At 68.1% G+C, this 19,147-nt stretch carries 13 protein-coding genes and 1 pseudogene; 3 read left to right on the top strand and 11 right to left on the bottom strand.

Translation table 11 applies throughout. The features are described 5' to 3' along the window. Window positions 1–18: 18 nt before the first annotated feature. From ABD05_RS29095 to ABD05_RS29065, 7 genes are all read right to left on the bottom strand, one after another. Window positions 19–606, bottom strand: coding sequence for a LysE family translocator (locus tag ABD05_RS29095; RefSeq protein ID WP_047903387.1), 588 nt, complete (start codon window positions 604–606; stop codon window positions 19–21). 99 nt (window positions 607–705) lie between these two features. Beyond that, window positions 706–2,181 carry a heavy metal sensor histidine kinase gene (locus ABD05_RS29090; protein WP_047903386.1) on the bottom strand — a complete coding sequence of 492 codons (1,476 nt, stop codon included), beginning with the start codon at window positions 2,179–2,181 and terminating at the stop codon, window positions 706–708. Continuing rightward, complete coding sequence (locus ABD05_RS29085; protein ID WP_047903385.1) at window positions 2,178–2,873, bottom strand: heavy metal response regulator transcription factor; 696 nt, start codon at window positions 2,871–2,873, stop codon at window positions 2,178–2,180. The genes ABD05_RS29090 and ABD05_RS29085 overlap by 4 nt, the downstream gene beginning before the upstream one ends. Before the next feature lie 22 nt (window positions 2,874–2,895). Further along, a complete protein-coding gene (locus ABD05_RS29080; protein ID WP_047903384.1) occupies window positions 2,896–4,395 on the bottom strand; it encodes an efflux transporter outer membrane subunit in 1,500 nt (499 codons plus the stop codon). Further along, window positions 4,392–5,621, bottom strand: a complete 1,230-nt coding sequence (locus ABD05_RS29075) for an efflux RND transporter periplasmic adaptor subunit (RefSeq protein WP_047903383.1) — start codon at window positions 5,619–5,621, stop codon at window positions 4,392–4,394. Before ABD05_RS29075 ends, ABD05_RS29080 begins: the two co-directional genes overlap by 4 nt. Window positions 5,622–5,647: 26 nt before the next feature. Next, a complete protein-coding gene (locus ABD05_RS29070; protein ID WP_047903382.1) occupies window positions 5,648–8,896 on the bottom strand; it encodes an efflux RND transporter permease subunit in 3,249 nt (1,082 codons plus the stop codon). A 228-nt stretch (window positions 8,897–9,124) separates the two neighbouring features. Beyond that, on the bottom strand, window positions 9,125–9,880 hold the full coding sequence (locus tag ABD05_RS29065) for a Crp/Fnr family transcriptional regulator (protein WP_047903381.1): 756 nt from the start codon (window positions 9,878–9,880) through the stop codon (window positions 9,125–9,127). A 168-nt stretch (window positions 9,881–10,048) separates the two neighbouring features. Between ABD05_RS29065 and ABD05_RS29060 the strand changes: the two genes are divergently transcribed. Then, entirely contained in the window at window positions 10,049–11,701 is a 1,653-nt protein-coding gene (locus ABD05_RS29060) for an acyl-CoA synthetase (protein WP_047903380.1), read from the top strand. A 35-nt stretch (window positions 11,702–11,736) separates the two neighbouring features. Here the strand turns inward: ABD05_RS29060 and ABD05_RS29055 are convergent, their stop codons facing one another. From ABD05_RS29055 to ABD05_RS29045, 4 genes and pseudogenes are all read right to left on the bottom strand, one after another. Beyond that, complete coding sequence (locus tag ABD05_RS29055; RefSeq protein WP_047903379.1) at window positions 11,737–13,719, bottom strand: methyl-accepting chemotaxis protein; 1,983 nt, start codon at window positions 13,717–13,719, stop codon at window positions 11,737–11,739. A 143-nt stretch (window positions 13,720–13,862) separates the two neighbouring features. Next, window positions 13,863–14,294 (bottom strand): YqaA family protein, encoded by a 432-nt coding sequence (locus ABD05_RS29050; protein WP_047903378.1) that lies wholly within the window; start codon window positions 14,292–14,294, stop codon window positions 13,863–13,865. Between the two features lie 85 nt (window positions 14,295–14,379). Further along, window positions 14,380–14,545, bottom strand: a pseudogene (locus ABD05_RS39330) (voltage-gated potassium channel protein); the annotation flags it as partial. Continuing rightward, the gene (locus ABD05_RS29045) at window positions 14,542–15,216 is read right to left on the bottom strand and encodes a LysE family translocator (protein ID WP_047903377.1); all 675 of its coding nucleotides are present in this window, start codon (window positions 15,214–15,216) and stop codon (window positions 14,542–14,544) included. The pseudogene ABD05_RS39330 and the gene ABD05_RS29045, both read right to left, overlap by 4 nt. A gap of 287 nt (window positions 15,217–15,503) precedes the next feature. Between ABD05_RS29045 and ABD05_RS29040 the strand changes: the two genes are divergently transcribed. Together ABD05_RS29040 and ABD05_RS29035 are read left to right on the top strand one after the other, a co-directional pair. Beyond that, entirely contained in the window at window positions 15,504–15,986 is a 483-nt protein-coding gene (locus tag ABD05_RS29040; RefSeq protein ID WP_047903376.1) for an Lrp/AsnC family transcriptional regulator, read from the top strand. A 275-nt stretch (window positions 15,987–16,261) separates the two neighbouring features. Continuing rightward, on the top strand, window positions 16,262–19,132 hold the full coding sequence (locus ABD05_RS29035; protein WP_063847297.1) for an alkaline phosphatase family protein: 2,871 nt from the start codon (window positions 16,262–16,264) through the stop codon (window positions 19,130–19,132). Window positions 19,133–19,147: the final 15 nt, after the last annotated feature.

Below are 19,147 nucleotides of genomic sequence, written 5' to 3'. Positions count from 1 at the left end.
GATTCGCGAGCCGGCCGGCTAGACGTCCAGCAGAAACAGCGCGCTGCCCGCGAGCAGCAATGCCATCAACCGGTTGAACACGCGCATGCGTCGCGCGTTCGCGAGCCGGTGCCGCAGCGACGCGCCCGCATATCCCCAGCACGCGATCGACGCGAAACAGATCACCAGATACAGCGCGGCGAATAACCAGACCTGCGCGCGGTCGCCATCGGCCGCATACGCGCCCATCGCGGCCACGCTTGCGAGCCACGCCTTCGGATTCAGCCACTGCATCGCCGCGCCGGCCGCCGCCGACGGGCCGGCCACGTCAGGGTCGGCCGACAGTTGGCCGTCGTCGAGCGCGAGCCGCAGCGCCATATAGAGCAGGAACGCGATTCCCGACCACTGCGTGGCGGTCGTCAGCACGGGCCAGCGCACGAGCGCCGCGTGCAGGCCGAGGCCGATCAGCAGGAACAGCGCGACGAAGCCGAGCGTCGCGCCGGCCGCATAGCGCAGGCTCGCGCCGAGGCCGTGCCGTGCGCCGGCGCTGAGCGCGACGATGTTGACGGGACCGGGGGTGATCGACGAGGCGAGCGCGAACGCAGCCATCGAAACCAGCATGTTCATCAGGTGTCTCCATGCGAAATGTCTAAAGTCGCATCGAGACTACGGGAGCCGCACTGGCCCGTATTGAAGAAAACTGCCCTCGGCGGCGCGCGGCCGCCGTCAGTGCAACGCGCGCGGCGCGTGCGCCGGCCGCGTGGCGTGCGGATCGGCCGCGCCGGCGGAATCGGTTGTATCGGCTGCATCGACCGGGCGCAGCGGGCCGCCCGCGCAGGGTTGCGTCGACACCGAGAAGCCGAACGTATTGATGCCGCCCGAACACGCGACGAACACGCTGCCGCCGTGCATCTCGGCCACGGCCTTGACGATCGACAGCCCGAGCCCGTGGTTTTCCTTGCTGTTCGCACGCGCTTCCTCGAGCCGGTAGAAGCGTTCGAACACGTGCGACCGCTGCACGGGATCGATCGGCTCGCCGGGGTTCGAGACGGCCATCTCGACGAGCGTGTCGCGGCGCGCGATCGTCACGTTCACCGTCGCGCCGGGCGCCGAATGCTGGATCGCGTTGATCAGCAGGTTCGTCATCGCGCGGCGGAACAGCGACGGATCGACGGCCGCGCGCGCATCGCCATGCAGTTCGGCGCGCAGTTGCGCTTCGTCGAGCGGGATTTCGAGGAAGTCGAGCATGCGCCGCACCTCGTCGGCAAGCGACACGTCCTTCAGGTCGGTCGCGCGTTCGCCGCGATCGCTGCGCGACAGGAACAGCATGTCGTTGATGATCACGCGCAGCCGCTCGAATTCCTCGAGGTTCGACTGCAGCGTCTGGCGCATCCGGTCGACCGAGCGGTCGCGGCTCGTCAGCGCGACCTGGGTCTGGCCGATCAGGATGCTGACCGGCGTGCGCAGCTCGTGCGCGACGTCCGCGTTGAACGCTTCGAGCCGCGCGTAGGTTTGCTGGATGCGTTCGAGCGCGCCGTTGAACGAGGTGGCGAGGTCGCGCAGCTCGGCCGGCAGCGCGTCGGTCTGCAGCCGCTGGCGGCGGTTCGCGAGGCTGATCGCCGATGCATCCTGCGACAGCCGGTCGAGCGGCGCGAGCCCGAAGCGCGCGACCGCGCGGCTCAGCAGCAGCGCGATGACGGTGGCCGTGGCGATCAGCGCGGCGAGCGTCAAGCCGAAGCGGCGCAGCATCCGCTGCGTTCGCTCGCACGAGCTGGCGACGATCAGCTTCAGTGTCGGCCGTTCGCCGCTGCCGGCCACCGTGACGGTCTTCGTCATCACGTGGTAGCTGCTGTTGTTCAGCGCGTAACGCTGGAACGCGCCGAACGGCGGCTCGACGGGCACGCCGTTGACCGGCGTACCGAAGCGGAATGTCGGGTTCGTGCTGTCGACCTGGTAGTGCGTCGAGCCGTCCGGCGGTTCGAGGTCGGCCAGCTTTTCCTGCATGAGCCGCCCGCGCGCGGCCGTCGTCGCATGCGACACGATCATCTCGGCGACCTTCGCGCGCGTATCGAGCGTCGCGCGCAGCTCGGCGAACAGCTGGCGCTCCATCATCACGAACAGCCCGCAGCCGACCAGCGTGAACACGAGCAGCGACACGATGCCGAACATCGCCGACAGCCGCAGGACGATCGAGCGTTTCATGCGGACCTCTCGGTGTCGCCTTCCTCGCGCGCCTCGAGCACGTAACCCATCCCGCGGATCGTGTGGAGCAGCTTGTCCGCGAACGGGCCGTCGAGTTTCGCGCGCAGGCGCTTGATTGCGGTTTCGACGACGTTCGCGTTGCTGTCGAAGTTCACGTCCCACACGAGTTCGGCGATCGTCGTCTTCGACAGCACCTCGCCGCTGCGCCGCGCGAGCACGCCGAGCAACTGGAATTCCTGCGCGGTCAGGTCGAGGCGCGTGCCGTCGCGGGTCGCGCGGCGGCCGATCAGGTCGACGCGCAAGTCGCCGATCGAGATCAGCGTCGATTCCTGCACGCGTGCGCGGCGCGTCAGCGCGCGCAGCCGTTCGATCAGTTCGAGGAACGAGAAGGGCTTGGTCAGGTAGTCGTCGGCGCCGCCGCGCAGCCCGCGCACGCGGTCGTCGACGCGGTCGCGCGCGGTCAGCATGATGACGGGCGTCTGCTTCTGTGCGCGCAACGCGCGCAGCACGCCGAAGCCGTCGAGCTTCGGCAGCATCACGTCGAGCACGACCACGTCGTAGTCGAATTCGACGGCCTTCCACGCGCCGTCCTCGCCGTCGAGCGCGGTGTCGACGACCCAGCCTTCCTCGGTCAGGCCGCTCTTCAGGTATTCGACGACTTTCGGTTCGTCTTCGACGATCAGGACTTTCATGTTGGTTTTCCGCCTAATCGGGTTAAGGGGCGACGCCCGCGGTGCGCTGCGCGCCGGCTGCCGCGACGTCGGACGGAGCGGGGCCGTCCCAGCCGCCGCCGAGCGCCTTCGCGAGAAAGACGACGAGCGCCGCGCGCTGGCCCTGGATCTGCACGGCCTGGCGCTCGCTCGTCAGCAGTTGCTGCTGGGCCGTCAGCACGTCGATGAACGGCGTCAGGCCGCCCGCGTAGCGGTCCTGCGCGAGCGACACGAGCTTGCGCGCGTCGTCGACGGCCGCCGCTGCCTGCTGCGCGGCATCGGCCAGCACCGACAGGCCCGTCACCGCATTCTGCACCTCCTGGAACGCGGTAAGCACGGTCTGCCGGTAGCTGGCCTGCGCGGCGGCATAACCGGCCTGCGCGAAATCGACGCCGGCCTTCAGCTTGCCGCCTTCGAACAGCGGCTGGCTGACCGACGCGCCGACCGACCACAGCAGCGCCGGCACGGTGAACAGGCCCGCGAAGCGGGTCGCATCCCAGCCGATGTCCGGCGACAGCGTGATGCGCGGGAAATACGCGGCGCGCGCGACGCCGATCTGCGCGTTCGCAGCCGCCATCGCGCGCTCGGCCGACGCGACGTCGGGGCGCCGCTGCAGCAGGTCGCTCGGCATGCCGGTCGGCAGCGCGGGCGCGTTGATCGGCACCACGCGCGGCGGCAGCGAGAATCCGGGCGCCGGCGTGCCGACCAGCGTCGCGATCGCGGTTTCGACCTGGGTGCGCTGCTGGATCAGCAACTGCAACTGCGTGCGCGTCGCGTCGAGCTGCGAGCGCTGCTGCAGCAGGTCGAGGCCCGATACCGCGCCGAGTTCGTGGCGCGCGCTCACGTAGTCGAGCGCCTTTTGCTGCAGGTCGATCGAACGCTTGACGACGTCGATCTCGCTGTCGAACTCGCGCAGCGCGAAATAGCTCGACGCGAGATCGGCGGTCAGCACGAGGCGTGCGTTCGCGAAATCGTCGTGTGCCTGCTCGGTGCTCGCCTGCGCGGATTCGACGCTGCGCCGCACGCGGCCGAACAGGTCGAGTTCGTAGCTGACGCTTGCGCCGACCTGGATGTCGTTCTGCACGGTCGACGTGCTTTGCGTCGCGTAGTTGGTCCGCGGCCGGTCGGCGGAAATCTTGAAGCGCTGGCCGCTCGCGTTCAGGCCGACCGCCGGATACTGCGCGGACGCGACCGATGCGAGCGTGGCCTTCGCCTGGTCGTAGCGCGCGGCGACGGCCTTCAGGTTCTGGTTGTTGCGCAGTGCGTCGGTCTCGAGCGCGTCGAGCTGCGGATCGCCGAACGCGGTCCACCACGCGGGATCGAGCGGCGCGCGGGCCGGCTCGGCCGGGTGCCAGTACGCGTCGGCCGGGTCGAGCCGCCATGCGGCCGGCGTATCGACGGCCGGGCGCCGGTAGTCGGGGCCGACCGCGCAGCCGGCGAGGGCGGCTGCCGCGATGACGGCGGCGAGCGCCGCGGGCCGCACGCGGGCGCGTTTCGCGATCACGACTTCGCTCCCGCGACGGCCGATGCGGGTTTGGCCGCCGGCGTCGACACGACGACCGGGTCGCCGTTCGCGAGCGCGTCGCTCGGGTTCGCGACGAGGCGGTCGTTCGGCGTGAGCGGCCCGTCGACTTCGAGCGTCTGCCCGATCGTGCGCACGACCGTCACCGGTTTCAGGCGGACCTGGCCGTTTGCATCGACGGTCGCGACGGTCGGGCCTTCGGCGCGGAACAGCAACGTATTGGCCGGGATCTGCAGGCGGCCGACCGGCGTCATCGGCAGCGTCGCCTGCACGTACGCGCCGGGCAGCAGCCGTGCATCCGGGTTCGGCAGCGTGATCTCGATCTGCAGCGAGCGCGTCGCGACATCGATCGCCTCGGACGTGCGCGTGATCGTGCCGTCGAAGGTCCGGCCCGGCAGCTCGGCCTGCGCGACGCTCACGTGCTGGCCGACCTTCACCTGCTGCGCGTAGGCCTGCGGCACCTGCACGTAGAGGCGCAGCCGGTCGGCCTGAACGACCGTGAACAGCGAGCGGCCCGCGTTGCCGGAGCCGACGAGATCGCCGACGTCGACGTTGCGCTGCGTGACGATCCCGTCGATCGGCGCGACGATCCGCTGGAAGCCCTTCAGCTCGGTGAGCCGGCGCATGTTCGCATCGGCCGCGGCGAGGTTCGCGGTGCCCTGGTTGAATGAGCCTTGCCGATCGTCGAGTTCCTGCTGCGACACCGCATCGCGCTGGCGCAACTGCTGCGCGCGGTCGAACGACGTCTTCGCGAGCGCGAGCGCCGCCTGCGCCTGCTGGCGCTGCGCGGTGGCCTGCGCGAGTTCCTGGTTCAGTTCGGGCGTGTCGAGTTCGGCGAGCACTTGCCCCTGCTTCACGTGCGCGCCGATGTCGGCCTGCCAGCGCAGCACATAGCCGCTCGCGCGCGCGTAGATCGGCGCCTCGACGAAGCCGCGCAGCGTGCCGGGCAGCGTGAGCTTGCCGCCGGTGGCCGCGTCGGCCGGGCGCACGACGTTCACGTACTGGCGCGTGTTCTGCTCGGCGATCGCGTCGAGCCGGTTGCGGTTCAGCACGTTGACGACGATCGTGCGCGCGGCGCCGGCGGCCAGCAGCACGCCGATCACGATCAATACGATTCGCCCGCGCCGCGACACCGACGTGCGCGTCGGCAGGTGCATGCCGTGTTCATCCACCTGGATGCCGACGGAGCTGTGATGTTTCTCTTCCATGAATTGACCGGGTCTTTAGGCGAAAGTCAGTGTCCGGCCTGGCGCGCGCGCCGGCGGGCCAGCCGCGAATGCACGCCGCCGAACACGAGCGGCACGAACAGCAAAGTCGAAACGGTCGCGAACAGCAGACCGCCGATCACCGCGCGGCCGAGCGGCGCGTTCTGCTCGGCGCCTTCGCCGAGACCGAGCGCCATCGGCACCATCCCGATGATCATCGCGAGCGCCGTCATCAGCACCGGCCGGATCCGCGTCGCGCCGGCCTCCAGCGCGGCCGTGAGCGGCGGCGCGCCGGCCGCGAGCCGCTGGCGCGCGAACGACACGACGAGAATGCTGTTCGCGGTCGCGACGCCCACCGTCATGATCGCGCCGGTCAGCGCGGGCACGCTCAGGTGCGTGCCGGTGATGAACAGCATCCACGCGATGCCGGCGAGCGCGGCGGGCATCGCGCTGATGATGATCAGCGGGTCGAGCCACGACTGGAAATTGACGACGATCAGCAGGTAGACGAGCACGATCGCCATCGCGACGCCCGCGCCGAGGCCGATATACGACGTGCGCATCGTCTCGATCTGGCCGCGCATCGTCAGGTCGGTGCCGCGCGGCAGGCTCGCGCGCATGTCGGACACGATGCGGTCGATCTCGCCCGCGACCGAGCCGAGGTCGCGGCCCTCGACGCTCACGTACAGGTCGATCGCCGGGCGGATGTTGTAATGCGTGATCACGGCCGGATTCGCGGCGGTGCGCACCTGCACGAGGTTGCCGAGCAGCTGCAGCGGCATGCCCGTGCGGCCGCTCGCCGAGATCGGCGTGCCGAGCAGGTCGTCGACCGACGAGATGCTGTATTGCGGGGTCTGGATCTGCAGCGGGTACTGGACGCCCGATTTCGGGTTGATCCAGAACGACGGCGTCGTCTGCGAACTGCCGGACAGCGAGATCAGCATGTTCTGCGCGACGTTCTGCGCGGAGAGATTGAGCTGCTGCATGCGCGTACGATCCATGTCGGCCAGCAGGGTCGGCTCGTCGTTGCGTTGCAGCACATGCACGTCGACGGCGCCGGGGATTTGCCTGACCTTTTTCATCAGGTTGCTCGCGATAGTCATGTTACTCGCGAGATCGTTGCCGAGCACCTGCACGTCGATCGCGGCCGGCTGACCGAAGTTGAGGATCTGCGTGATGATGTCCGACGGCTGGAAGAAGAATTCGACGCCCGGGAAGCGTTCGGGCAGCAGCTTGCGCAGCGTCTGCACGTAATGCTGGGTCGCGCGGTGGCCGGGCTTCAGCGCGATCAGCAGCTCGCCGTCGAGCGTGCCGATCGTGCCGGCATTGCTGTACGACAGGTTGATGCCGCTCACGGGCAGGCCGAGGTTGTCGACGATCGCGCCGAGCTCGTCGGGCGGCACGACTTCGCGGATCACTCGCTCGACCCGGTCGGCGAGGCGCGCGGTTTCCTCGATCCGGTAGCCGGTCGGCGCGCGCATGTGCAGCCGGATGTTGCCGGAATCGGCGTTCGGGAAGAAGTCGCGGCCGAGCGCGAACACGAGGCCCGTCGACAGCACGCAGAAGCCGAGGAAGCACATCGCGTAGAAGCGGCGGCGCACGAGCAGCATGCTGAGCAGCACGATGTACCACGCGCGCAGCCCCTCGAACGCGTTGTTGAACGCATGATGCACGCGCGCGAAACGCGACGTCGCATGGTCGGGGCCGGTGCTCGCCTGCTGCGGGCGGAACAGCAGCATCGCGAGCGTCGGCACGAGCGTGCGCGACAGCACGTACGACGCGAGCATCGCGAACACGACGGCTTCCGCGAGCGGCACGAACAGGTAGCGCGCGACGCCCGTCAGGAAGAACATCGGCACGAACACGATGCAGATGCACAGCGTCGACACGAACGCGGGCACCGCGATCTCGCCGGCGCCTTCGAGGATCGCCTCGTGCAGGTCCGTGCCGAACGACGACCCCCACGCTCCCTTCGGTCGCTGCCCCCCGAGGGGGGCGCTCGTCACGCTTGGGGCGGCCCGGCGCATGCCGAGATGCAGGTGCCGCTCGATGTTCTCGATCGTGACGGTCGCGTCGTCGACCAGGATCCCGACCGCGAGCGCGAGCCCGCCGAGCGTCATGATGTTGATGGTCTCGCCGAGCGCCGACAGCGCGATCAGCGACGTGAAGATCGACAGCGGAATCGAGATCGCGATGATCAGCGTGCTGCGCCAGTTGCCGAGGAACAGCAGGATCATCATCGCGGTCAGCACGGCGGCGATCAGCGCCTCGTGGATCACGCCTTGCACGGCCGCGTTGACGAACACCGACTGGTCGAACAGCGGCGTGATCGTGAGCCCTTCGGGCAGCGTCGGGATCACCTTCGGCAGCAGCGCCTTCAGGTCCGACACGACCTTGAGCGTTGACGCGTCGCCGCTTTTCAGGATCGACACCAGCACGCCGCGCTGGCCGTTCTGGCGCACCACGTTGGTCTGCGGCGCGAAGCCGTCGCGTACCGCCGCGACCTCGTTCAGGTAGGTCGTCGCGCCGCCGACGGTCTGGATCGGCAGGCGGCTGATGTCCGCGATCGTGTCGGCCGACGCGTTGGTGTCGATCCGGTACTCGGTCTGGCCCATCTTCGCGGTGCCGGTCGGCAGCACGAGGTTCTGCGCGTTGACCGCGTTGACGATGTCGGCCGGCGTGAGCCCCTTCGCGAGCAGCGCCTGCGGATCGAGATCGATCGCGACCACGCGCGTGCGGCCGCCGTACGGAAACGGGATCTGCACGCCCGGAACCGTGATCAGCTGCGGGCGCAGGAAGTTGAGCGCGATGTCGGCGAGCGACTGTTCGCTGAGCGTCGTGCTCGACAGCCCGAGCTGGATCACCGGGATGCTCGACGCGGAATAGGTGATCACGAGCGGCGGCGTCGCGCCCTGCGGCATCTGCCGCACGATCGCCTGCGCGGACGACACCGTCTGCGCAATCGCCGTCTGCACGTTCGCGCCGGGCTGCAGGAACACCTTCACGACCGCGATGCCGGGCAGCGACGTCGACTCGACATGCTGGATGTTGTTGACGGTCGTCGTCAGGATCCGTTCATGGACGGCCGTGATGCGGTTCGTCATCTCCGTCGCGGAGAAGCCGCCGTAATTCCAGATCACGCTGATCACGGGGATGTTGATCGCGGGCAGCACGTCGACCGGCGTGCGCATCAGCGCAAGCGGGGTGGCCAGCACGATCATGATGGCCATGACGATGAACGTGTAGGGGCGCCTGAGCGCGAGATTGACAATCCACATGGAGGCAGCGGGTCAGGCGGTGATCAGGCGTCGGTGAAGGGAACCCGAATGATAGGCGTCGGCATGGAACGGGTTACTGTCGCGAAACTGGCGGAATCGTCAGGTCGGGGCGCGGTCGACGTCGGCCGATTCTGCTGACGAAATGCGTGAGCGTGCTGCGATCCGCGAGCGGCCGCGGCAACGTCAGCGTACGTCATGCCGGCGACGGTTTCGTTCATCGCGCCGCGCTCAGATCTGCTCCATCCCGACGCGCGCGAGCGCACCCAGATCGACGACGTCGATCTGGTTGTACGCGAGCCGCAGCGCGCCGAGTTTCTCGAGTTGCTGCAGCGCCTGGTTGATCCGCTGCCGCGACACGCCGACGAGCATCCCCAGTTCCTCCTGCGAGATCGACAGCGACGGGCCGGTGTCCGGGTACAGGTCCGGGTTGAAGAGCTGCGCGAGCGACTGCGCGACGCGTGCATCGACGTCGAGCAGCCGGCTGTTCTGGATCGACGCGATGAATTCGCCCATCCGGTTGTTCAACTGGTGGATCACGAAGCGCGTGAACGGCAGGCTCGTGTCGAGCAGCGCATGGAACGTGTCGACCGGCACGAACAGCACGGTCGAACGCTGGATCGCGACGACCTCGTACTTGCGCAGCTCGCGCTTGATCACGCTGCCTTCGCCGAACCAGCCGCCCGACGGCACGCCGGAAAACGTGCAGCCGCGCCCCGATGCGTTGAAGATCGCCAGCTTCAGCAGCCCGCGATGCACGCCGATCCAGTATTCGGACGGCGCGAGCCGGTGCGCGATCACGTCGCCGGCCTCGCACTGCTCGACGCGCGACTGCGCGAGCACCAGCGCCTGGTGTTCGGGCGCGAGCGTGCGGAACCACGCGCACTGGCCGAACAGCGTCGACAGCGGCGGCAGCGGGCCCGCTTCGGGAAGCGCGTCGGCCGGGTGGGCGGCCGCGCCGGGCGGCGCAACGAGGGGGGCGTGCATGGGTGCGGGTTTGCGAGGTTAGGGATAACGCGCAGCGCTCGAAAGGCACTCTGTCGTTTCGATGACAGACGGCTCACAATAACGCCGGTTAGGCTGTCGGCAATTGAACCACATCAAAACGATCCGGGGTGCATGCACACCGGTCGACAGAACACGGGAGACAGGATCATGACGCAGATGTTCGAGGCCGGGCTCGGCCGCCGCGATGCCAATTACGTACCGCTCACGCCGATCGACTTCCTGGTCCGGACGGCCGAGGTCTACGGCGAGCGCCTCGCGATCGTGCACGGCGACGTGCGGCGCACGTGGGGCGAGACCTACGCGCGCGCGAAGCAGTTGGCGAGCGCGCTCGCGCAGGCCGGCGTCGAGCGCGGCGACACCGTCGCGGCGATGCTGCCGAACATCCCGGCGATGGTCGAGGCGCACTTCGGCGTGCCGATGGCCGGCGCCGTGCTGAACACGATCAACACGCGGCTCGACGTGCCGTCGGTGCTGTTCATGCTGCGTCACGGCGAGGCGAAGGTGCTGATCGTCGATACCGAATACGCGGAGCTCGCGCATCGCGCGGCGCTCGAAGTGCCGGGCCTGAAGATCGTCAGCGTGGCCGATGCGATGCCGGCCGATCCCGACCGGTTCGCGGGCGCGACCGACTATGAAGCGTTCGTCGCCGGCGGCGATGCCGACTACGCATGGACGCCGCCCGCCGACGAATGGGACGCGATTGCGCTGAACTATACGTCCGGCACGACCGGCGATCCGAAGGGCGTGGTCTACCACCATCGCGGCGCGTATCTGGCGGCGATCAGCAACCTCCTCGAATGGGACATGCCGAAGCACGCGGTGTATCTGTGGACGCTGCCGATGTTCCACTGCAACGGCTGGTGCTTCCCGTGGGCCGTCGCGGCGCGCGCCGGCGTGAATGTGTGCCTGCGCAAGTTCGACGCGAAGACCGTGTTCGACCTGATTCGCCGCGAACGCATCACGCACTATTGCGGCGCGCCGATCGTGCAGAGCGCGATCGCGAACGCGCCGGCCGAATTCCGCGAAGGGATCGACCACACGGTGCACGCGATGGTCGCGGGCGCGGCGCCTGCACCGGCCGTGATCGCGAAGATGAAGGAAATCGGCTTCGACCTGCTGCACGTGTACGGGCTGACCGAGGTTTACGGCCCGGCGACCGTGTGCGCGAAGCAGTCGCACTGGGAAGAACTTTCCGATGAAGAGCGCGCGCGGCTCAATGCGCGCCAGGGCGTGCGCTACCACCTCGAAGCGGGCGCGACGGTGCTCGATCCCGACACGATGGCGCCGGTGCCGGCCGACGGCGAGACGCTCGGCGAGATCATGTTCCGCGGCAACATCTGCATGAAGGGCTACCTGAAGAACCCGAAGGCGACCGACGAGGCGTTCCACGGCGGCTGGTTTCATACGGGCGATCTCGGCGTGCTGACGCCGGACGGCTATATCCGCATCAAGGACCGTCGCAAGGACATCATCATTTCGGGCGGCGAGAACATCTCGAGCATCGAGGTCGAGGACGCGCTGTACCGGCATCCGGCCGTCGCCGTTGCGGCTGTCGTTGCGATGCCCGACCCGAAATGGGGCGAGGTGCCGTGTGCGTTCGTCGAGCTGCGCGAAGGCGCGAGCGCGACCGAGGAGGAAATCGTCGCGCACTGCCGGCAACTGCTCGCGGGCTTCAAGGTGCCGAAGGCCGTGCGCTTCGGCGAGCTGCCGAAGACGTCGACCGGCAAGATCCAGAAGTTCCAGTTGCGCAATGCGGTCGGATCGGACAAGGCGATCGACCTGGCGGGGGAGAAGAAGTAGGCAGCGAGCGGCCACCGCTCGCCGCCGGTCGACGCTCATGCGTCGCGCTCGAGCCGGAACACGCTGACGGCTTCCGACAGTTGCGCGGCCTGGTCGCGCAGTGCGACGGCCGCGCGTTCTGCATCCGAGATCAGCGTCGCATTCTGCTGCGTGGCCTCCCCGATCTGCGTAACGGCCTGGTTCACCTGCTCGATACCGGCCGATTGCTCTCGCGACGCGGCGCTGATCTCGCCGATCAGCGTGCGGACCTGATCGACGCGGGCGACGATGTCGCGCATCGTGCCGCGCGCCGCGTCGGCGATTCGGTAACCCTGTTCGACGGTCGTCGACGATTCGGCGCTCAGCGCGTCGATTTCCTTGACCGCGGCCGCGCTGCGCTGCGCGAGCGCGCGCACTTCGGCCGCGACCACCGCGAAGCCCTTGCCGTGCTCGCCCGCGCGGGCGGCCTCGACGGCTGCGTTCAGCGCCAGGATGTTGGTCTGGAATGCGATGCCTTCGATCGCGCTCGTGATTTCGGCGATCCGGCGCGTTGCACGGCCGATTTCGTCCATCGTCGCGACCACGCGCTGTACTGCCGCGTCGCCGTCGGTCGCGGCGGCCGATGCGTTCGCGACCAGCGCGTTCGCTTGCGCCGCGTGCTCGGCGTTCTGCTGCACGGCGGCCGTGATCTGCTCCATGCTGGCCGCCGTCTGTTCGACGCTGCTCGCCTGCGTCGCGATCCGCGCGGCGATGTTACCGCTGCCGGCCGCGATGCCGACCATGCCGCGCGCGATGCCGGCCGAGCCGCTGCGTACCTGTGCGACGATCCGCGCCAGGCCGTCGCCGATCCCGTCGACTGCCTGCACGAGCCGGCCGATCTCGTCGTTGCCCGCGGCACTGCGTGCCGCCTCGCCGTCGCGGATCCGCACGCTGAGGTCGCCCGCCGCGTAGCGTTCGGAAGCACGTGCCGCCGCGTCGAGCGGCCGGCTCACGACGCGCTTCACGACGACGACGAACAGCGCCGCGAACGCCGCGACGAGCACGGCTGCGATCATCAGGAAGCGGTCGCGGAGGGTGCGCATGCCGGCGAGCAGTTCGTCGTCGACCGCGATGCCGCCGACCAGCCACTGCCACTGCGGAATCGTCGTGAACGACACGAATTTCGCGGTTGGCTGGCTGTCGTGCGCGGCCGGGTCGGCCGACGTATACGCGAGCCGGCCCTGGCCGGCCGCGAGCATCTGCGTGTACGGCGCGCGCGAGTCGTCGGCGCGCTGGCCGGCTGCGTCGGGATGGACGACGAGGGTGCCGCGCGATGCGCCCGGCGATGCGTCGAGCACGAAGTAGTAGCCGTTCTCGCCGACCTTCAACGCACGGATGCCGTCCTGGACGACTTGCAGCTCGGCGCCGACGTCGAGACCGACGAACAGTGCGCCGATCACGCGGCCGGTTGCGTCGGTGACCGGCTTGTACTGCGTGATGTACGACCGGCCGAACAGTTTGGCGAGGCCCGTGTAGCTGCGCCCGGCGACGAGCGGCGCGTACGCGGGGCTCGCGCGATCGAGGCGCGTGCCGACCGCGCGTGCCCCGTCCTGTTTCTTCAGCGACGTCGTGATGCGCACGAAATCGTCGCCGTCGCGCGCGAAGATCGTCGCGATCGCGCCGCTTTTCTTCAGGAACTGGTCGGGAATCGAGTAATCGAGGTCGAGCGGCTGGCCGCCCGCGGAAAGCGTGGGCGCGGCAACGCCGCCGATGTCGACGGTGCGCGCCGGGTCGAGCGAGAAATCGGCGGGGAGGAAACTCGCGAACAGCGACATCGAGCGACTGGCTTCGGCCGACAGCGCCTTGTCGAACATCTCGACCATCGCACGGATCGACTGCTCCTTGTCGGCGATTCGCGCGTGCGCCTCGTCCGCGAGTTGTTGGCTGGCAAAATGGGCGAGCGCCCAAGCGAAAACGGTGAACAGCAGTGCAACGAGCGCGCACGCCAGCGCGGCAAGGCGCGCGCCGACGCTCACCCGGCCCAATTGGGTCAATCTCATACGGCATCCTGAGTGGGGAGGGAGAGGGGCGGAACGCACGCGTCACCGCACATCGTAAGGAATACGGCAGCTTTGGCGAATTCTTTAGCGATGCGAAGCCGGTGGTGGCGCGAGCAGGCGCCGTCGGCGGAGGAAAGGCCGCGTCAGACCGTCACGAGCCACGCGACCGCCAGATAACGACCGACCTTCGCGATCGTGACGATTGCGAGAAAGGTCGGCAGCGGCTCGCGCAGCACGCCGGCGATCATCGTCAGCGGATCGCCGATCACCGGCGCCCAGCTCAGCAGCAGCGACCAGCGGCCGTAGCGCGCATACCAGCGCTCGGCGCGCGCGAGCGCGGACGGCTTGACCGGAAACCAGCGGCGGTCGCGGAAATGCTCGATGCCGCGCCCGAGCGCCCAGTTGATCGCGGAGCCGGCGACGTTGCCGATGCTCGCGACGAGCACCAGCGCCCACACGGGTTCGCGCTCGGCGAGGAGCAGGCCGGCGAGCACGGCTTCGGACTGGAGCGGCAACAGGGTCGCGGCGACCATCGACACGGCGAACAGGCCGCCGTAAGTGAGCAATTCGGACATCGCGCGATTGTACCGGCCGAGCGCCGGTGGCCGTGGGTCACACTGTCAACGGCTCAACGGCTCAACGGCTCAACGGCTCAACGCATCATGCGGCATCGGCCGTGCACGTACAGCAGGTGCGAGATCACCGACTTGTCGACCGGTTCGTCGTTGAGCGTGCGCGCGAGAAACTCGCCCGCGAGTTGCAGCGGCGAAAACACCATGTCGGGTTTCGGCAGGCGCAGCCGTCCGAGGTTGCGCTGCTCGCTCAGTTCCAGCCGACCATGATCGCGCCCATCCCGACGAGCAACCCGCCCGTCACGCGGTTCATCGCGCGCATCCGCGCCGGCCGCTGCAATGCGCGGCTCAGCCGGTGCGAGAACAGCGCCATCGATGCGACGCCGCCCGCGAACAGCAGCGCGAACGTCGCGGCAAGCAGCAGGAATTGAAGATTCAGGCTCCAGTCGGCAGTCGGGCTGATGAACTGCGGAAAGAACGACGGAAAGAACAGCAGCGTCTTCGGATTCAGGCCCGACGTCGCGACGCCGCGCCAGAACAGCGCGCGTCCGGTGTCGGTGTCCTGCGGGACGATCGCGGCTCCGGCTCCGGCTCCGGCTCCGGCTCCGGCATCCGCCGAAGCGGCAGGCGCATTGGCCGGCGCGCGGCTGAGCCATTGCTTGCCGCCGAGCCACACGAGATACGCGGCGCCGGCCCAGCGCAACACGGTCAGCGCATGCTCATTGATGTGGACCAGCGAATTCAGGCACAGCGCGGTCAGCGCGAGTTGCAGCAGCACGGCGAGCGTGCCGCCCCACACGCACGGCAGCGCGCGGCGCCAGCCGGCGCGCAGCGCCTGGTTCATCGTGAGCAGGTTGACGGGGCCGGGCGCGTAGATGAGAACGGCGGAAGCAGCGAGGAACGACAGATAAAGCCTGAACGACATGACGGGAAGTGCAAGAACGGGGACGCAGGCACCGGCTCCGCACGCGGTCGGATAGGCGTGCGGGCGGCGGGGAATCGCATGCCTGCTTGTCCGGCACCGCAACTCGTGATTGCGGCCGTGCGTCCCGGTGCGAAGGGGTTGTCGCGGGGAGCGTGCCGGGCAACAGGCATGGAGAAAATGTATCAAGCGGGCCGGTTAAAAGGCTTCCTGTTTTCCGGCGAAACGGGTCTGAAACCGGAATCCTGTTCAGATAGAATGCCGATTTTCAGTAGAAGATTCTTCTCATCATGGCCAACCGCGAACGCACGCCGAAAACGCTCGACAATCAGGACCGCAAGATCCTTGGTGCATTGCAGAAAAATGCGCGCCTGTCGAACGCCGAACTGGCCGAACAGATCGGCATGTCGACGACCGCGTGCTGGAACCGCACGCGGCAGCTCGAAGCCGACGGCTACATCGACGGTTACGTCGCGCTCGTCAACCAGCGCATGCTCGGCTACGCGGACATCGTGATCCTCGAAGTCACGCTCGATCGTCACGAAGACGATGCGCTGGCGCGTTTCGGCGCGGAACTGGCCGCGCTGCCGGAAGTGCTCGAAGCGTATCTGGTGTCGGGCGAGTACGACTACTGGATCAAGGTCGCCGTGGACGGCACGGCCGGCTACGAGCGGTTCCTGCGGGAAAAGCTGTACAGGATCTCGAGCATCCGTCACAGCCGCTCGATGTTCGCGCTGCGCTGCATGAAGGATGTGCCTTCGATCCAGGTGTGAACGTTCGGGGCGCGGGTCGCTGCGCGCGCCGCACCGCGCGGGTTGCCCATCGCCCGCGATCGGCATGCGCGGCCGTCGTCGACGCGCAATGCGCACGGGCCGGCGCGCGCACCGAGCCGTGATGGAAGGCGAAACGAAAGCGCTTGAATGCCTTCGGCAAGGTTGCCGTCACCGGTGGTTCACCCACGGTCAATATCCTGCTGTTCGTTACGAATTATTACCGCTCGTTTCGGTGGGGCGGTGAAAACGTTCTCATTCGACGACCAGGAGCATCCGTGTACAAGATTCTCGTCCTTGCCGGAGCGGTTGCCGCGACATTGACCGCGTGCAACAGCGATTCCGTGAACACGACCGCGACGCTCGGCGACACCACGTCGACGCTGCTGTCGACCGGACAGCGCGTCACGCCGTCGGCCGCGCCTGGCACGACGCTCGTCGCGCTGAATCCGGGGCTGCAGGATGTGCCGGACCTGATCGCCGGCCAGCCGGTGTCGGAGGCGCTCAGCCCGGACCGCAAGACGCTGCTCGTGTTGACGAGCGGCTACAACAACAGGCTCGATGCGGGCGGCAAGCTGATCAGTGCGGATTCGAGCGAGTACGTGTTCGTGTTCGACGTGTCGGGCGGCACGCCGGTGAAGAAGCAGGTGCTGCCGGTGCCGAATACCTACGTCGGCATTGCGTTCGCGGCGGACGGCCAGCATTTCTACGTGACGGGCGGCGGCGACGACAACCTGCATGTGTTTGCGCTGTCGCAGGGCGTGTGGGGCGAAGCCGGCGCGCCGATCGCGCTGAATCACAAGGGCGGCAACGGCCTTGGCAGCTCGCCGCTCGCGACCGGCGTCGACGTGACGGCGGACGGCAAGCGCGCGGTCGTGGCAAACCGCTATCACGACTCCGTCACGCTGGTCGATGTCGCGGCCGGCGCCGTTCTGGCCGAACGCGATCTCCGGCCGGGCAAGAGCGGCGGCGCAGCGGGCGCGCCCGGCGGCGAATATCCGAACGCAGTGCGCATCGTCGGCAACAAGACGGCCTACGTGTCGAGCGAACGCGATCGGGAGATCGTCGTCGTCGACATCTCGACCAATGCGCCGCAGGTCGTCACGCGTATCCCGGTCAAGGGCAATCCGAACAAGATGGTGCTGAACCGGGCGCAGACGCGCCTCTACGTCGCGTCCGACAACGCCGACATCGTGTCGGTGATCGATACGACATCGAACAAGGTGGTGTCGAGCGTGTCGACGGTTGCGCCCGCGGGGCTCGTCACGGAAATGCAGTATCGCGGCGCGTCGCCGAACGGGCTTGCGCTGTCGCCGGACGAAACCGCGCTGTACGTGACCAATCGCGGCACCAACGACGTCGCGGTCGTCTCGCTGTCCGGCGATACGGCGAAAGTGACCGGACTGATTCCGACCGGATGGTATCCGTCCGACGTCGCGGTCGGCGCGAACAACGCGCTCTACATGGTCTACACGAAGAACATGCCGGGGCCGAATCCGGGTAACTGCAAGGACAGCGGCCGGACCGTGCCGTGCCCGGTCAAGAACTCGCCCGTGCACCTGGTGGAGAACCAGTACATCGAGCAGTTGAGCAAGGGCGGCTTCATGTGGATGCCCGCGCCGGACAGCGCGACGCTCGGTCTGCTGACGAAGCAGGTTGCCGACAACAACAGCTTCAATGCCGCGCTTTCCAGCGCCGACGTCGCGACGATGAACGCGCTGCGGCAGAAGATCAAGCACGTGATCTATATCGTCAAGGAGAACCGCACGTATGACCAGGTCCTCGGCGATCTGGGCCGCGGGAACGGCGATCCGTCGCTGGCCGAGTTCCCGGACGCGACGACGCCGAGCATGCACGCGCTCGCGAAGACGTTCGTCACGCTCGACAACTTCCACGATTCCGGCGACGTGAGCGGCAACGGCTGGCCGTGGTCGACCGGCGCGCGCGAATCCGACGCCGGCGCGAAGATGCTGCCCGTCAACTATGCCGGCAGCCCGGTGCGCAGCGGCTCGCGTGGCGGCTCTTACGACTGGGAAGGCCAGAACCGAAACGTCGACGTCGGCCTGACCGGCGCGCAACGTACGACGGCGAACCCGCTCACGCCGGCCGACCCCGACCTGCTGCCCGGCACGGCCGACGTGTCGGCGCCGGACGGCCCGTCCGACGCCGTGCAGCAGGGCTATATCTGGAACGCTGCGCTGCGCGCGGGGCTGACGGTGCGCAACTACGGCTTCTTCATGGATATCTCGCGCAACGGCGGCCCGAACGCGATTCCGATGGATCGCGCGCCGTTCGCCGACAACAAGGTGCAGGGGTACAGCGTGACGCCTGCGCTCGTCGATCGCACCGATCCGTATTTCCGCGGTTACGACAACGCGTATCCGGACCTGTACCGCGAGCTGGAGTGGGAGCGCGAATTCAACCAGTTCGTCGCCAACGGCCAGATGCCCGCGCTGACGCTGTTGCGCCTGCCGCATGACCATACCGGCAGCTTTGCGTCGTCGCTGGACGGCGTCAACACGCCGGAGCTCGACATGGCCGACAACGACTATGCGGTCGGCCGCGTCGCGCAGGCGCTGGCGAACAGCCCGTATGCGGCGGACACGCTGATCTTCATCGTCGAGGACGATGCGCAAGACGGGCCGGACCACGTCGACGCACATCGCAGCACGGCATTCGTGATCGGGCCGTACGTGAAGCAGAACGCGGTCGTCAGCACGCATTACACGACGGTCAACATGATCCGCACGATCACGGAGGTGCTGAATCTCGATCACCTCGGGCTGTTCGACGCAACGCAAGGGCCGATGACCGACGTGTTCGACATGAATCAGTCGAAGTGGACGTACAAGGCGGTCGCGTCGGGCCTGCTCGCGAACACGCAGTTGCCGATCCCGGCGGGCGACATCAAGACGGCGGCGCTCAAGCCGACGCACGGGATGCGCTACTGGGCAGCGGTCACGCGCGGGATGGACTTCTCGGTCGAGGACCGGCTCGATGCGGTCGCGTACAACAAGGTGCTGTGGAAGGGGCTGATGGGGGCGAAGGCGTACCCGGTGCGGCCGGGCGATACGCAGCAGGCGACGCGGCGGCACGACGACGATGACGACGCGCGGCCGGCGCCCGCGAAGCATGCGGTGAAGGGCTGACGCCCGCCCGTCGCA

It is taken from the genome of Burkholderia pyrrocinia (genome assembly GCF_001028665.1).
Lineage (GTDB): Bacteria > Pseudomonadota > Gammaproteobacteria > Burkholderiales > Burkholderiaceae > Burkholderia > Burkholderia pyrrocinia.
Note: the sequence above shows the minus strand (reverse complement) of the source record. Positions and strands in the feature narration are given on the sequence as shown.

What these genes read in the sequence shown, in the direction of transcription:
- ABD05_RS29095 (WP_047903387.1), bottom strand. Translation starts at nt 606, where the DNA reads ATGAACATGCTGGTTTCGATGGCTGCGTTCGCGCTCGCCTCGTCGATC.
- ABD05_RS29090 (WP_047903386.1), bottom strand. Translation starts at nt 2,181, where the DNA reads ATGAAACGCTCGATCGTCCTGCGGCTGTCGGCGATGTTCGGCATCGTG.
- ABD05_RS29085 (WP_047903385.1), bottom strand. Translation starts at nt 2,873, where the DNA reads ATGAAAGTCCTGATCGTCGAAGACGAACCGAAAGTCGTCGAATACCTG.
- ABD05_RS29075 (WP_047903383.1), bottom strand. Translation starts at nt 5,621, where the DNA reads ATGGAAGAGAAACATCACAGCTCCGTCGGCATCCAGGTGGATGAACAC.
- ABD05_RS29070 (WP_047903382.1), bottom strand. Translation starts at nt 8,896, where the DNA reads ATGTGGATTGTCAATCTCGCGCTCAGGCGCCCCTACACGTTCATCGTC.
- ABD05_RS29065 (WP_047903381.1), bottom strand. Translation starts at nt 9,880, where the DNA reads ATGCACGCCCCCCTCGTTGCGCCGCCCGGCGCGGCCGCCCACCCGGCC.
- ABD05_RS29060 (WP_047903380.1), top strand. Translation starts at nt 10,049, where the DNA reads ATGACGCAGATGTTCGAGGCCGGGCTCGGCCGCCGCGATGCCAATTAC.
- ABD05_RS29055 (WP_047903379.1), bottom strand. Translation starts at nt 13,719, where the DNA reads ATGAGATTGACCCAATTGGGCCGGGTGAGCGTCGGCGCGCGCCTTGCC.
- ABD05_RS29050 (WP_047903378.1), bottom strand. Translation starts at nt 14,294, where the DNA reads ATGTCCGAATTGCTCACTTACGGCGGCCTGTTCGCCGTGTCGATGGTC.
- ABD05_RS29045 (WP_047903377.1), bottom strand. Translation starts at nt 15,216, where the DNA reads ATGTCGTTCAGGCTTTATCTGTCGTTCCTCGCTGCTTCCGCCGTTCTC.
- ABD05_RS29040 (WP_047903376.1), top strand. Translation starts at nt 15,504, where the DNA reads ATGGCCAACCGCGAACGCACGCCGAAAACGCTCGACAATCAGGACCGC.